The 12,224-nt window shown below is 60.1% G+C and carries 18 protein-coding genes; 2 read left to right on the top strand and 16 right to left on the bottom strand.

Translation table 11 applies throughout. The annotated features are described in order from the left end of the window. The first annotated feature begins 709 nt into the window (after positions 1-709). The gene (locus ACOVRJ_RS12600; RefSeq protein ID WP_422044196.1) at positions 710-1,465 is read left to right on the top strand and encodes a fused MFS/spermidine synthase; all 756 of its coding nucleotides are present in this window, start codon (positions 710-712) and stop codon (positions 1,463-1,465) included. Positions 1,466-1,515: 50 nt separating this feature from the next. Continuing rightward, positions 1,516-2,700, top strand: coding sequence for a PQQ-dependent sugar dehydrogenase (locus ACOVRJ_RS12605; protein WP_422044197.1), 1,185 nt, complete (start codon positions 1,516-1,518; stop codon positions 2,698-2,700). A 57-nt stretch (positions 2,701-2,757) separates the two neighbouring features. On the opposite strand, the gene ACOVRJ_RS12610 is transcribed toward ACOVRJ_RS12605, so the two are convergent. The 16 genes from ACOVRJ_RS12610 to ACOVRJ_RS12685 all read right to left on the bottom strand — a co-directional run. Further along, positions 2,758-3,309 (bottom strand): hypothetical protein, encoded by a 552-nt coding sequence (locus ACOVRJ_RS12610; protein ID WP_422044198.1) that lies wholly within the window; start codon positions 3,307-3,309, stop codon positions 2,758-2,760. A 156-nt stretch (positions 3,310-3,465) separates the two neighbouring features. Next, positions 3,466-3,855 (bottom strand): DUF2784 family protein, encoded by a 390-nt coding sequence (locus tag ACOVRJ_RS12615; protein ID WP_422044199.1) that lies wholly within the window; start codon positions 3,853-3,855, stop codon positions 3,466-3,468. 218 nt (positions 3,856-4,073) lie between these two features. After that, positions 4,074-4,700 carry a DOMON domain-containing protein gene (locus ACOVRJ_RS12620; RefSeq protein WP_422044200.1) on the bottom strand — a complete coding sequence of 209 codons (627 nt, stop codon included), beginning with the start codon at positions 4,698-4,700 and terminating at the stop codon, positions 4,074-4,076. A gap of 172 nt (positions 4,701-4,872) precedes the next feature. After that, positions 4,873-5,397, bottom strand: a complete 525-nt coding sequence (locus ACOVRJ_RS12625) for a GrpB family protein (RefSeq protein WP_422044201.1) — start codon at positions 5,395-5,397, stop codon at positions 4,873-4,875. Between the two features lie 122 nt (positions 5,398-5,519). Continuing rightward, positions 5,520-5,918 carry a hypothetical protein gene (locus ACOVRJ_RS12630; protein ID WP_422044202.1) on the bottom strand — a complete coding sequence of 133 codons (399 nt, stop codon included), beginning with the start codon at positions 5,916-5,918 and terminating at the stop codon, positions 5,520-5,522. 259 nt (positions 5,919-6,177) lie between these two features. Beyond that, entirely contained in the window at positions 6,178-6,540 is a 363-nt protein-coding gene (locus ACOVRJ_RS12635) for a hypothetical protein (protein WP_422044203.1), read from the bottom strand. 111 nt (positions 6,541-6,651) lie between these two features. Continuing rightward, the gene (locus ACOVRJ_RS12640; RefSeq protein WP_422044204.1) at positions 6,652-7,086 is read right to left on the bottom strand and encodes a hypothetical protein; all 435 of its coding nucleotides are present in this window, start codon (positions 7,084-7,086) and stop codon (positions 6,652-6,654) included. Between the two features lie 134 nt (positions 7,087-7,220). Beyond that, on the bottom strand, positions 7,221-7,709 hold the full coding sequence (locus tag ACOVRJ_RS12645) for a GNAT family N-acetyltransferase (RefSeq protein WP_422044205.1): 489 nt from the start codon (positions 7,707-7,709) through the stop codon (positions 7,221-7,223). A gap of 77 nt (positions 7,710-7,786) precedes the next feature. Beyond that, positions 7,787-8,845, bottom strand: a complete 1,059-nt coding sequence (locus ACOVRJ_RS12650; RefSeq protein WP_422044206.1) for a DUF2157 domain-containing protein — start codon at positions 8,843-8,845, stop codon at positions 7,787-7,789. A 147-nt stretch (positions 8,846-8,992) separates the two neighbouring features. Beyond that, positions 8,993-9,427, bottom strand: a complete 435-nt coding sequence (locus ACOVRJ_RS12655; protein WP_422044207.1) for a hypothetical protein — start codon at positions 9,425-9,427, stop codon at positions 8,993-8,995. Positions 9,428-9,706: 279 nt separating this feature from the next. After that, positions 9,707-10,135 carry a hypothetical protein gene (locus ACOVRJ_RS12660; protein WP_422044208.1) on the bottom strand — a complete coding sequence of 143 codons (429 nt, stop codon included), beginning with the start codon at positions 10,133-10,135 and terminating at the stop codon, positions 9,707-9,709. Between the two features lie 74 nt (positions 10,136-10,209). Continuing rightward, positions 10,210-10,659: a hypothetical protein gene (locus ACOVRJ_RS12665; protein ID WP_422044209.1), complete on the bottom strand. Its 450-nt coding sequence runs from the start codon at positions 10,657-10,659 to the stop codon at positions 10,210-10,212. Positions 10,660-10,788: 129 nt separating this feature from the next. Further along, the gene (locus ACOVRJ_RS12670) at positions 10,789-11,331 is read right to left on the bottom strand and encodes a GNAT family N-acetyltransferase (RefSeq protein ID WP_422044210.1); all 543 of its coding nucleotides are present in this window, start codon (positions 11,329-11,331) and stop codon (positions 10,789-10,791) included. 162 nt (positions 11,332-11,493) lie between these two features. Then, entirely contained in the window at positions 11,494-11,886 is a 393-nt protein-coding gene (locus ACOVRJ_RS12675) for a transposase (RefSeq protein WP_422044211.1), read from the bottom strand. Beyond that, positions 11,874-12,023, bottom strand: a complete 150-nt coding sequence (locus tag ACOVRJ_RS12680) for a transposase (protein ID WP_422044212.1) — start codon at positions 12,021-12,023, stop codon at positions 11,874-11,876. Before ACOVRJ_RS12680 ends, ACOVRJ_RS12675 begins: the two co-directional genes overlap by 13 nt. Continuing rightward, positions 12,023-12,224, bottom strand: a 202-nt coding sequence (locus ACOVRJ_RS12685; RefSeq protein ID WP_422044213.1) for a hypothetical protein, incomplete at its 5' end; no start/stop codon positions are given. The genes ACOVRJ_RS12685 and ACOVRJ_RS12680, both read right to left, overlap by 1 nt.

Below are 12,224 nucleotides of genomic sequence, written 5' to 3' on the forward strand. Positions count from 1 at the left end.
CGCTGCGCGCGCCTGACCCGCTTCGCTGCGCCCTCGGCCGCGCACAAATCGCCCGTCGGCGGGCCGAGCCAACTTCGGAAAGGGCGCCTGGCACGAGGGGATGGGGCAGGCCGCTCGCGATGCAAGCGCACTGCGGCCCGAGTCGTTGCCGGGCGACTTGTGAGGGGCTGAGCAGCGCAGCGACTTGGGGTGCGCGCACAGCGCGCTTCAACATCTGACTTGGCGCCGCATGTCTGAACGAAACGAGCACAGCGAGTGCAGTGAGTTCGGCGCCGGCCCCAAGTTGCGAGCAGCGCAAGGCAGTCGGACCGTCAGGGCCGACCCCCGAGCCATGAGCCCGGCGACGGCTTGGGTTGCAGTGCCTCCCGCAGCAGAACGAGTGTCCGCTCCGGGCACTTTAATGCGGCTTGTTCCGCGCGACCGGATGATCGGAGCTGACGATTCGCAGCAACTCATGCGCCGCTCGAGGACCGTCTGGACGCCGGATCCGCCAAGGCCTTGATCTGCCTCGCTTGTTGCCAAAGCCAATGCTTCGAGGCCCGAGGACTGTCCAACGCACCCCTTGCTGAGGCGCGCTGCAGCGGGGGCTATCATCAACTTGGGCCTTGCCGGGCTCAAATGAGCTGATTCAAGCACCAGGCCGATCCCATCCCACCACACGCTGGTTGCAGCTGCGGGTAACCCTTTTATTCCTCGCATTGCCTCAGCCATGACAGACCTCACCGCCCACGCCAAGCCCTTCGTCTACGAGACGGGGACTAGCCGGGCCCTGCATTTCACGCTCAGCGAGATTCAAAGCCGCATGCAGACCGAGCGCCCGCGCGCGCTGGACCTGGACTACACCCGCTTGATGATGGGCTTCTTGCTCTTCCACGCCGCGCCGGCGCGGCTGGCCATGATCGGCCTGGGCGGCGGCTCCATGGCCAAGTTCTGCCATCACTTCATGCCCAGCACCCGCATCGAGGTGGTCGAGATCAACCCGCATGTGATCGCGCTGCGCGAGGCCTTTTGTATTCCGCCCGATGACACACGCTTCCAGGTGCAGCTGGCCGATGGCGCCGCCTACCTCAGCGCTGCACCCGAGCCCATCGACGTCTTGGTGGTCGATGGCTTTGACGGCAGCGGCCAACCCGAGGCGCTGTGCTCACAGCGTTTTTATGACGACTCCCAGGCCGCGCTGCAGCCCGACGGCCTGCTGGTGGTGAACCTGCACACCGCCCACCCTGACTTTGAGCTGCACGCCGCGCGCATAGCACGCAGCTTTGCCGGCGAGGTGCTGCGCGTGCCCGACCGCGACGGCAGCAACACCATTGTGTTCGCCGCCAAAGCGCCGCTGGCGCAACGCTTCAAGCCTCAAGGCCTGCGCCAGTTCGATGCCCAGACCCGCGCCGACTTGATGCCGGCCTGGGCGGCGGTGGAGCGCGCCGTGCGGGGCATGCAGGTCGACGCCGAAGCGGCGCCTTGAAGCCAGCCGGCATAGACTGGGCGCCTGTTGTTCGCCCTTTGGAGTCCACCATGCATTCAACCGTCTGGATTGGCAAGCTGTGGTCAATCGCCGCGCTGCTGCTTGCCGGCTGTGGCGGAGGGGGAGGCGGTGGTGAAGCAGTTGGCGGCGTTGTGTCCACACCAACAGCGCCCACCCCCACGCCGGCGGCCCCGCAGCTGACGACTTTGCGCGCCGATCTGCAAAGCCCCTGGGCCTTGGCGCAACTGCCCGATGGCGCTTGGCTGGTGACGCAAAAGGCCGGCAGCCTGCTGAGGCTCCCCGCCGGCGGCCAGGGTGCGGCGATGCCGATCAGCGGCCTACCGACCGTGGTCTCGGTCGGTCAAGGCGGACTGATGGACGTGGCGCTGGACCCCGACTTCGCCACCGCTCCCTGGGTTTATTTCAGCTATTCGGAGCCCGGCCAGGGCGCCGAGGCCGGGCGGGCCGGCACGGCGGTGGCGCGTGGCCGTCTGGTTGGCAACGCCTTGCTCGACGTGGCGGTGATCTTCCGCCAAGCGCCCAAGGTCAGCGGCGGCGGCCACTTCGGTTCGCGCCTGGTGTTCAGGCGGGACAAGACCTTGTTCGTGTGCTTGGGCGAGCGGCAGTTGGGCTCGCCGGCGCAAGACCTGACACAGACCCTGGGCAAGGTGGTGCGCATCAACCGTGATGGCAGCCTGCCGGCCGACAACCCAAGTTTTGGTCTCGGCGCACGCCCCGGCCTTTGGAGCCTGGGCCACCGAAATCCTCAAGGGGCAGCGCTGCACCCGGTCAGCGGCGAGCTATGGCTCAGTGACCATGGCCCACAAGGCGGCGACGAGATCAATATCGCCCGCGCCGGCGCCAACTATGGCTGGCCCATCAAGAGCTATGGCTGCAATTATGGCGACCCGGTCGGCGAAGCCTGTCGCATTGGCGGTGGCGTGCATGCGCCCAGTTATGTCGAGCCGCTGAGCTTTTGGGGCCCGCTCTCGATCGCGCCGGCCGGCCTGGTCTTCTACACCGGCAGCATGTTCCCCGAGTGGCAGGGTCAGCTGTTCTCAGGCGCTCTGGCCGGCCAGGCGCTGTGGCGCTTGCAACTCAGTGGCGACACCGTGGTGGCACGCAGCGAGATGTACAAAGAACTGGGCGAGCGCATCCGCGATGTCCGTCAAGCCAGCGACGGCGCCCTGCTGATGCTGACCGACAGTGGCAAGCTGCTGCGGCTGGCACGATGAGCTGCGCATCCATCGCCCTCGCCTGGCATTCAATCGCCACATGGATGCCGTTAGCCGTTAGCCGCTAGCCTGCGCCTTGCTGCGAGCGGCCTCTGCTAGCACCGCATTCACCTGGCGGACCAGTCGCCAATGCACGATCCAAAGGGGCAAGGCCAGCACTCCGGCGATTGAGCCGATCTCATTGGGCAACAAAGAGACGATTTGCGCCGCACACCAGCCCTGGCCAGACACCATGCCGAAGCTCTTGAACGAATGCAGCGCCGCATTGTGTTGAGCCTCCTGCCGCAGGGAACTCGCCACGTTATAGACAATGAAAAAATCCTCGACGAAGTTGTAGGGGATCAGAAACATCAGCCAAACACTTCGTGGAGATGCCGTTCGTGCGCTGGGACGCACCAGCGAAAGTGTTCGAGAAAGGTCGCGGCCATAAAGAAAAATCAGGGTGAGAAACGCCAAGGCAAGCAAAGTGCTCCCAACCACGCCCAGCATCTCCAACTCCTTGAAAACACCGCCACCTGCGGAAGGGTTCAAGAAGGGATAAGCCAGGGCATAGGCCACCGGGATGGTGAGTACGATCTTGACGAGGATCAGCGCGATGCTTGGTTTCATGCTTTCAGGCACTCAAGAAGAGCAGGCTTAACCTGCGCGGCGATGAACGCGACTCGCCGCATCGTTCGCGCCGGCTCGGCGCGAAATTTGGCTTGACGGTGGGGCAGGCGTCGCCCAGGGAGATGCTGGCTTGCCGCATCCAATCTGGACCTCGCTTCAAGGTGAAGCAGGCCCGCGACGAGCCAGTTGCAGCAGCAGCCCAATAAAGATCGCCAGAACGATGAGGGGAATGCCTGTGTGCGCCACGTGGTCTGGCAGCTCCGGAATGAACCGCTGAAGAAAGGTCCCGGTGAAGGTCTTGGGTTCACCGGCTTGCTGGAGCAGTGACTTCTCCCACCGAGTCAATAGGCACTCGCGGAAGACGGCGTACGAAGCCAACTGCGAAACGCAGGCCCCCATGAAAACCCAAGTCATGGGGCGTTGGAGGCTGCGCCTTGAATACCGCCCAAGGATGACCCCGACGATGCCATACATCGTGATTCCGACGATGGCTGCATGAGCAACGGCGACAAACTTTGCAAGCCAGGCGGCGAACACTGCTTCCATTTTTCGGCCGATGGTAGAAGTGACTCGGAGACTCGGGGGTCAAGTCTCAAATATAGAGCACCGGCTTGTGCTGAGTGAGTGGCGCCAGCCAGGCGCTTGATGATGAGGCCTGACCCTGCGGCTCGTGCGCCCCGCCAACAAGCCTATACGGCAAAGCCCCCTGGGGGTGCTTTGTTCACTACGTCCGCCTTCCTTTCTCTATCCGCTGCGACGCAACTTCAAGCCGCGCTGACGCTACGGACGCGGCGCAGGCGCCCCGCCACCAAACCCAAGCCGGCCAGCAGCATCAAAACCGCCTGAGGCTCCGGCACCGGCGCGAACTGATAGGTGTAAGCGGAAGAATCGGCGTAGCTGTGCTGCTCGCTCAGGTTGTCACTGCTCAGGTTGAAGGCCGTCAGGATGTAGTAGGGGCCAGACGTCAAGTCATAGTCGCGGCTGGCATCGCCCGTATTCAGCAGCCGGGAGAAGCTAAAGCTCGTCACGCCATCCAACTCCGAGGCGCTGAGCAGTTGGACGTCCTGTCGCGGGTCCGGCGTCGGAGCAACGCGCCTGAACGCAAAAGCATCCTGGCTGTAGCTAGTACCGTCGGTGAGAACGCCGGCCATGAAGACATCCGTGGCGGGCATGTACTGATCGCTCGAGAAGCCCACTGCAACCCAGCCGGTGGCTCGGGCCGTCACGGTGCCAAACAGGCTGCTGTCGCAGACCTTGAACGTGAACGAATAGTCCTTGCTCGGTGCGAGCGTCGTTTCGGGACCGCAGGCGGCCATCGCCTTGCTGACGCCGGTCGCCAACACAACAGCCGTCACGCCCAGTTTCAGCGCATCAGTGAGGAAGGTTCGCATGGCCAATGTTCCAGGTGGTTGATCAGATCAGATCGCAGACCGCGCACACTCGCGCGAATGAATAGCATGCCGCGCCGATAAGGCTGGCCCGTGACGCACGGGCTAGCCCCAACGGCGCACGCCGGGTGAACGACCGATCCAGGAAGAGGCCGACAGGCTCAGCGCCCCAGGCCTAGCTTGCATCCTTGCGCTGCGACTCGCCAAGCGAAAGCACGCGCAGCACAAAAGGCGTTTTCGCCTGCGTGTAAGCCTCACGATCATTGGGGAAGCGGGCCGCCAGGCACCGCTTCAGCGCCGCGTATTCCTCGGCGAGCACCGGGCTGGCGCGAAGCGCGTTGCGGAAGGCCAGGCGCTCCTGCCACAGCAGGCTTCCCAGCGGTACCAGGTGGAGGTGATGGGTGCGAACCAGCGGCGAGGGCTTGCAAAACCAATGCATGACTTCAGCCCGATAGGGATGATGCAAATAGCCCGCCGAAGCGGCCGCAGCGATCGCGGCCTCGGACCCTTGGAGCGAGCTGACGGGAGCCATGATGTCAATGACGGGCTTGGCCAAGAGCCCGATGACGGAGGTGCTGCCGATGTGCTGAATCTCACCGACCAACCAAGGCGCGAGAGCCGCCTCCAGCACCTGCCTTTCGGCTTCAAACTGGGCGGGCCATTCAGGGCAGTAAGGGACAAGCTCGATCGACGGACTCATCAAGAATGTTGGCAAAAAGTGGAACAAAGCGCCCGCCTCAGGACACCACCGGCGAGGCAGAGGGCTTCTTGCAGCGAGCACTCAGGCCGCGCGCCAAAAACGTCGCCGATTTGAAAGAACGCTTAGGCTTCTTGTGCATTGGCTCTTGGCGTTAACAGCACAAACAGCAGCCAAGCCAGGACAAGACCCAAGAGAGTTGCAGCAATTTCGTGATAGTCGAAAAAGAGAGTGCGGCTCGACTGTTGCAGGAACTCCCAGGCAATCAGCCCGACCCCTGCAACTAGCGTGAAGCCGACAAAACTTCGACGTGCCGCTTGATAGCTTGCGGCGGGTTTCTGATCCGCCCAGACGCTGACCAAGACGAAGGGAATGGCGATGGCTGCGGCCACATTGGGCAGAACGCCCATCCAGTAAAGCACGATCGCTGCTGCCTCAAATTGCTGCTCTCTGCCTTCGTGCACGAGGCTCAAGACGCACAAGGCCCCAATCCCCACCAGTCCGTACCGCGTTGATAACTTCATGTGCTGCTACGCTAAGCGCAACTGTGTTTCTGGGACGCAGCCGATGCGGCCTCAGCCTGAATGTATAGGTTCACGCTCAACCCTTCAGAAGAGTGCCACGAAACAGCGCCCGCAGCATCAGCATGGCCAGCACGGCCAGCAAGGTAGGGGCCAAGCAACGCTCGAACCAACCGGGCAGCAAGGGCCAGGCGCTTGTAGCAAGCCCTTGCTTCTCCGGTTGCGCGAAGGGTTAGGCCGCGCCGGCGATGCAGCGCCAAACCTACTCAACAAACCCTTGCTCCTTGTAGCTGGCATAGCCTGCTTTGGTCAGTGCCGCGAGCTCCTTGATCAGTGCGGGTTCAAGGGCTGCGAAGTTGAAGCAAGACTTCCCCTGCATTCGCGCCTTGAGTTCTGGTGACAGGGATGCCAAGAGTTCGGGCTTCAGGTAGACCGGCATGAGGTGGAAGCTCACGTACGACTTCTTCACTTGTACGGCTCCGAAGAACAGGGGCTTCTTGTTCTTCTGAATGTGCCGCGTATCAAGGTACAGCTCGGTCTCGTCGTCCTTCTTCGTATCGAGTTTCTCTACGTACGGCGCCAAGACACTGTTTAGCGCAGCGAAGACGGCGGTGAAGTCTGGCATTGGCGTTCCTTGGGCGGTGGAATATCGGAAAGCTCATTCTGCGCGGATTAAGGTTCGAGCCGTACGGCTGCCACCAGCTGTCGCAGGTCCACTCGAGTGACCCGTTATGCGTCACTGCGTTTTGCGATAGAACTCAGCAAAACAAGACTTCATCTCTTCGGCCTCGCACAACAGAAACCGTTGGCCGCTTGTGTGCAGTCGGATGTAGTTGACTGCGACATTGCCCAGCTTTGTGAAGCTTCCGGAACAATCTGGCCGCCCATTGTTCTTCGTGATCTTGTCTGTCCACTTATAGAAGCCCTTGGAGCTTGGCAAGACTGAGATCGAGTGTTCCGATTCGTTGCGCTCTTCTCCTGAGCGAGAGTGCTTCGTACCATCGGCTCGAACGTCGTATTCCTCGAAGCATTTGAAGTCTTGAAGGTCAATACGCCAGGTTCCTACCAGGGGATGCTCCTGCGGAAGTGGGCTTTTCGTAACCTCTTGGGCGAACGCTGGAAGTGCGTGCAGTGCAAGAGCGGCGGACGCGATCAGGGCCTTGATGTTCATGAGTTTTGGCAAGAAGTGCAAGGTGGACTATGACGACGACCGCCGTGTCAACAGACGGCTGCCAACATCGGAGTTGAGCGGCCGGAGCTCGCTGGCCGCGCGGAGCTGAAGATTTGCAGGCATCGAGTGAACGGTTAGGCCTCACCTGCTGGCCTGGACCATCTGATGCGCAAAGGCGTAACCACAGCATCCATCTCCCCAGATTCAGGCTCGATACCGACTTCTTCAAATCCAAGGCTTGAGTAGAAACGTTTCGCCGCCTCGTTGTCTGGCTTGTAGCAAATATGGATGTTCCGCGCAGTGTCGTCTGCGCATATCTCCCGAAGGACGAACTCTAGAGCCTGCCGACCGTAGCCGCGCCCTTGAAAACCCGCATCGATCATCAATCGCCAAATTTCGTAGGTGCCGGGTTCGCTATCACTGTCATCTGGCGTGCAGTACAAGACAAAGCCGATCACCCGCTCGTCACCGTAGATGGCATGGGTGCGAAGTGAGGTATTCAGGCTGGCCTCGGCTATTGAGTAAGAGTTGCTCGCGAGGTAGTCGTATTGGTGATCAAGCAAGCGAAGATCGACGATGTCGTCTAAATTCTCAAGCGTGATCTTTCTTAAACTGATCTTCATATGAGCATTGGTGCAGCGTGTTTTTTGAGGCCTAACTTTCAAGCCAAGCGGGTGCCGATGACAGACCCTTCGACTATTCAATGGGATGCGCGGTGCTCCACCAGTTCACGTACAGATGGGGGTAGATAGGACCGCAGCCAAGCACCTATGGCCGCCTCGCGCCGCTGCCAAAGGACGCCAGCGCCAATGACTGCCAGGCCGATGGCAGTCAGTGCGACGGGGAACAGCATGCTGTCCCTGAACACGGTATGCGAGAGGTGACCCAGGTACAGCGCGACACCAAGCGCCCCAAAAACAGCGAACACGCGCCGAGAAAGGGCGGCGCCAATGGCGATCAAGAGAAGGTTGATGCAAAAGTACAGGAACTTTCCGAACTCGCTGTTCGAATCCATGCTCGTCAGACCACCCCAAAAAGTCAGCACACCGAATATGTAAAGCCAGAAGGCGAAGTCCTTGGGCTGCCGGGATCGGACGTCCACCCAGAAGGCGATGACAGTCATCGCGAGTCCAAAGCTAGTTGAAACCAGCTTGCCTCGGTCGGAAAAGAAGTCCATCGCGTCGCCCCCAAACAGAAACGGCGTCAAGTCCATGCTCATGTACCAAAGCGTCACCGCGATCGGCATGACCAGGAACGGAAGGCGATAGCGCCAGATGGCAACGATGCCTGCCACGAGGGTCGCGAACTCCATCAGCACCCACCGCCAATCGATGCGGGTGTGATAGTCGCGGTACGCCCACCTGGTCGATCCCTCTGCGGACCAAAAGCCGAGCGCGTGCTGAGCGCCATACACGGCAAGAGGAATCATCACAACTGCAAGCGCCGCGGTAATGCCGGCAGGTAGAGCAAGTTGCCTGCGCCCCAGGAGCAACTCGGTCATCGCCAACGCGATGACGCAGTAGCAGGCAGAGATGAGAAGCAGACCGGTGCCCCCGAAGCGTTCCCAGCCGAGGGTCATGAACAGGGTCATGGCGCCAATGGCGATCATGCCCCCAAGGTAGTACAAGATGTGAGCGGGCTTGAATGTCGGCGTCTCTTGCTCGCGCTCAACCAGGAAAGCCCAGAGTGCGACGTTCTGCTCCTTCGCAATCAGACCTTTTGCTGTCGCCTCATCAAGGACGGCTCGCGTGATTCGCATGTTGTTGGTTCTCCAGATCGGCGATTCTGAGCTCAGCGGGCCGAGTCGACCGGCTCAGGACGCCGGATGCGGTACGCAGAAGGAATTCATGCTGCCGAACATTGAAACAAAAAAGGCTAGATGACGGAGGCCCACTCGAGAGACCGGCTAGGCGGCACGAGCTTTCCCCAGCCGCGCCAGATAAACGGCAATGGCTGCAGCGAAAACATTTACGCCGAAGGCGACAGGGCTAGAAGCAAAGAAATTGATCGTAAAGCTGCTTCCGACCATGAAATTGAATCCGCCATGAATTGGCGGATATACCTGTAGCCAGATGCTAAGAAAGCCACCCGTTGCAAAGAAGTACGAGGCCAGGGGGGACGAAATCACTGGCACCTGGATAGCCCAGAAGAGCTGATTGAAATGAAGCCAACCGGGCGCCTTTCTCAGGGCCGCGACGCCGCAATATCCGCCAAACACGTAAAGCAATCCAGCAAATGCCATGATGACGCCATCCATTGCGCCAACAGCGGTGTTTGCAATTGTCGAACCAAGCGCAACAAGTCCCACCGCCCCGCCGCCGATTCCGAGCAACCCGAGCATCACGAATGCGAACGTCGGAACTCGCAATGCACGTTCTTGATCAGGCGTAAGACGTGAATCGAGTATCTCGAATCCCGGCCGGTCAAACGAAGCATTGCACGATGGACATTGAACAGCGTCCGCTAGCACCGACTTTCCACATGAAGGACAAAAGGCCATCTGATACCTAACGTTTTATAAAAGCGGCTCACCGCGGCGTGGCGAGCTTGGGCAAGAATGAAATGATGCTCAAGGGTTCAATTCCGTGGTGTGTCCGCTTGAGATAATGATTAGTAGTGGCTATTTTTGCACCCGCCGAAGTGGGCCAAAGCATTTCTCGAGCTTGGGCTCATAACAGGCCAGGTACTGTGAACGGTCCGGATTGAAGATCAGGAAGTTTTCGCTCTCCATTCCCGTACTGTCCGATGTATCGTCTCCGCAGTCCTTGCCGCCATAGTCTTTCGTAGTGCGAATCGTCATCCGGTAGAAGCCGTTCGAATCCGGGTTTGGTGCGACGGTGTAGACGTTGTCTGTCTTCTCCGCTCCGCTGACGACTGGCGCAGTACCGTCATCTTTGTACTCGTACACCTCAGTGCAACTATTCACTCCTCGTGTCCACTGCCATTTACCCACAAGTGGATGGCCTACCGGCGGGCGCACAAGTTCGGCTGGGGCGGCTAAGGCAGAGGCTGCGAGCACAGCGACCAGGACAACGGCAGTTTTCTTCATGGAGGTTGGAGTTAGCAGTGGTGAGAATTACGACGCCCAACGTCCGCTGCAGCAAAAGCTTGGGCCGCACTCCGCTAGACATACGAGTGCTCAAGTTCAACGGCGACAGCGGACTGGTCCGCCACAGCCAGTAACGGGACTGATGACAATGCGAAGTCCCTAACCAAGGTGAACTCACTTGGTCCATCACACCATCGATTGCCTGCTCCGAGCTCCTCCAGTTCGACCGTGGGGTCAAACCGGAACGTGAGGCTCAACTGGCTGATTGCGGCATCGTCTTGGAGGACTTTCTCGATGAACTGCCGAGTGATGTTCAAACTGAAATGACGGCCCTTGCCCCAGTCGTACGTTCCCCACTGAAACAAGAGCATGTCGCCATCCAGCCCGTCGCAGCCAACTGGCTTTTCCGATTGATAGAAGGCGAACATCAGGTCCACACCCTGGCGAGGAGTGCAGCTCGAAACGCTGGCGCCGTGCGACGCAAGGAACGATTCAAACGCGGCACGAGATTCAATTGGCGTCATGGGCGATGTGACTTGGATGTGCTGCCCAAGCGTCGAAGTTGAGCCGCGAACAGCGGATGGGCTCGGAAGGCCCAGAATGGAATGGGGGCCTGGAGAGACCAGCCGTTGCGGGGCGGCTCGAACGCCCAGTTAGGCGTCACGTTTGCACCAGCCATAGATCGCTGTGTCACGTGGCAAGCCCCCAATGTTGGGGCGATACGTTCCCATCTGCAGCGTGCCCTCTCTTCTCAAACCAAGCCGTTCAAGAACTCGATGTGATCGCGTGTTCTCGAGGTCTGCTGAGGCCCAGATGCGCAGTATCTCCGGCTGTTCTTTCAGCCACCCAACAACAAGCGCACCGGCAGCGCTGGCGATGCCTTTACGCCAGTGTGACTTGGCTAGGAAATATCCGAAGTCAGCTGCGTGCCCTTTGGGCCGAAAGGAGATTGTTCCAGCGAGATCGCCGGTGGCGATCTCCTCAATGATCCATTGAAACTCAACGCCGGTATTCCAACTTTCGACAACGCCTTCAAGGTGTGCACGAGTCTCTTTATCGGTCTTTGGGGCAATCCAATCCATATACCTCATGACATCCGAATTGGCAGCGGCGTTGAACAACGCCGTTGCGTCAGCCGGCGACGCACGACGAAGCCTGATCGGATTTCCTTCGATGATCTCAGGAGGACGGTTCATTTGACGTCTAACGAGGCTGTCCAATAACCCAAAATCCACCACCACCCTCATCCCGACGGGCGCCAGCAGGTTTGAGTCGCTGAATTTCTGGGTTCATCGGTGAATTTGGATCTGTGCGCCGCAGGTTTGGCGCCTGAGCGATTGTGCCGTCTATTGCCCGCGTTATTGAACCCCGGTTTGCCCGAAGCCCGCTCTTTGCAGCTTCTCGATGTTGTGCACCATGCAGTACAGGCTCCACTGCGTCCTGACTTTGGCTTGCCCGCGCAGGTTCAAACGATTCATTCGCTTGTTGTGCCTCAGGCTTGGCTTCCAGCGGCTCCTGAGCCCCCGCTTTGTCTTGGGCTTGGGCAGCGCCAGGATCTTGTCGGCCGCCTTTTCCAGCCGCGCGGCGCAGTGGCGCAACTCTTCATGCGTGCCGCTGCGCTCTTTGCTGGCGTTGCTGGGCAGCTTGACACCGTCGATGGCGAACATCTCTCGACCGATCAGGCCCTGGGCATCACAGGTCATCAGCACCTGGGCGAACAGTGGCTTGATTTGATCGCTCAGCGACACCACGACTTGGCGATGTGCGCGTGGCTGGGCTGGCTGTCGCCACTGAGGGCGATGAACTGAACGTTGCACGCGCAAGCGCCTGCGATGCTGCGACTGGAGATCAGCCCCCGGCTGTAGGCCAGCAAGACAATCTTGAGCATCACGCGTGGGTCAAAGGCGCTGCCCCCCCCACTTCGTCGCTCTTGAAGCGTGCATCCAAGGCGCTCAGATCCAACTCGTGATCGACCAGGTAGTTCAGCGCAAAGGCAAAACTGCCCGGCACGATCTGCTCCGACAGCACCACCAGCAGCTGTGCTGGTCTAATTTCCCCGGACACCTCGATAGGTGGAATCCACCTGGAC

Origin of the sequence: Roseateles sp., from assembly GCF_049240545.1 — a bacterium.
In the GTDB taxonomy this organism is placed as follows: Bacteria; Pseudomonadota; Gammaproteobacteria; order Burkholderiales; family Burkholderiaceae_C; genus Paucibacter_A.

Coding starts and splice junctions, on each gene's coding strand:
- ACOVRJ_RS12600 (WP_422044196.1), top strand. CDS start 710: ATGACAGACCTCACCGCCCACGCCAAGCCCTTCGTCTACGAGACGGGG.
- ACOVRJ_RS12605 (WP_422044197.1), top strand. CDS start 1,516: ATGCATTCAACCGTCTGGATTGGCAAGCTGTGGTCAATCGCCGCGCTG.
- ACOVRJ_RS12610 (WP_422044198.1), bottom strand. CDS start 3,309: ATGAAACCAAGCATCGCGCTGATCCTCGTCAAGATCGTACTCACCATC.
- ACOVRJ_RS12615 (WP_422044199.1), bottom strand. CDS start 3,855: ATGGAAGCAGTGTTCGCCGCCTGGCTTGCAAAGTTTGTCGCCGTTGCT.
- ACOVRJ_RS12620 (WP_422044200.1), bottom strand. CDS start 4,700: ATGCGAACCTTCCTCACTGATGCGCTGAAACTGGGCGTGACGGCTGTT.
- ACOVRJ_RS12625 (WP_422044201.1), bottom strand. CDS start 5,397: ATGAGTCCGTCGATCGAGCTTGTCCCTTACTGCCCTGAATGGCCCGCC.
- ACOVRJ_RS12630 (WP_422044202.1), bottom strand. CDS start 5,918: ATGAAGTTATCAACGCGGTACGGACTGGTGGGGATTGGGGCCTTGTGC.
- ACOVRJ_RS12635 (WP_422044203.1), bottom strand. CDS start 6,540: ATGCCAGACTTCACCGCCGTCTTCGCTGCGCTAAACAGTGTCTTGGCG.
- ACOVRJ_RS12640 (WP_422044204.1), bottom strand. CDS start 7,086: ATGAACATCAAGGCCCTGATCGCGTCCGCCGCTCTTGCACTGCACGCA.
- ACOVRJ_RS12645 (WP_422044205.1), bottom strand. CDS start 7,709: ATGAAGATCAGTTTAAGAAAGATCACGCTTGAGAATTTAGACGACATC.
- ACOVRJ_RS12650 (WP_422044206.1), bottom strand. CDS start 8,845: ATGCGAATCACGCGAGCCGTCCTTGATGAGGCGACAGCAAAAGGTCTG.
- ACOVRJ_RS12655 (WP_422044207.1), bottom strand. CDS start 9,427: ATGCTCGGGTTGCTCGGAATCGGCGGCGGGGCGGTGGGACTTGTTGCG.
- ACOVRJ_RS12660 (WP_422044208.1), bottom strand. CDS start 10,135: ATGAAGAAAACTGCCGTTGTCCTGGTCGCTGTGCTCGCAGCCTCTGCC.
- ACOVRJ_RS12665 (WP_422044209.1), bottom strand. CDS start 10,659: ATGACGCCAATTGAATCTCGTGCCGCGTTTGAATCGTTCCTTGCGTCG.
- ACOVRJ_RS12670 (WP_422044210.1), bottom strand. CDS start 11,331: ATGAACCGTCCTCCTGAGATCATCGAAGGAAATCCGATCAGGCTTCGT.
- ACOVRJ_RS12680 (WP_422044212.1), bottom strand. CDS start 12,023: ATGCTCAAGATTGTCTTGCTGGCCTACAGCCGGGGGCTGATCTCCAGT.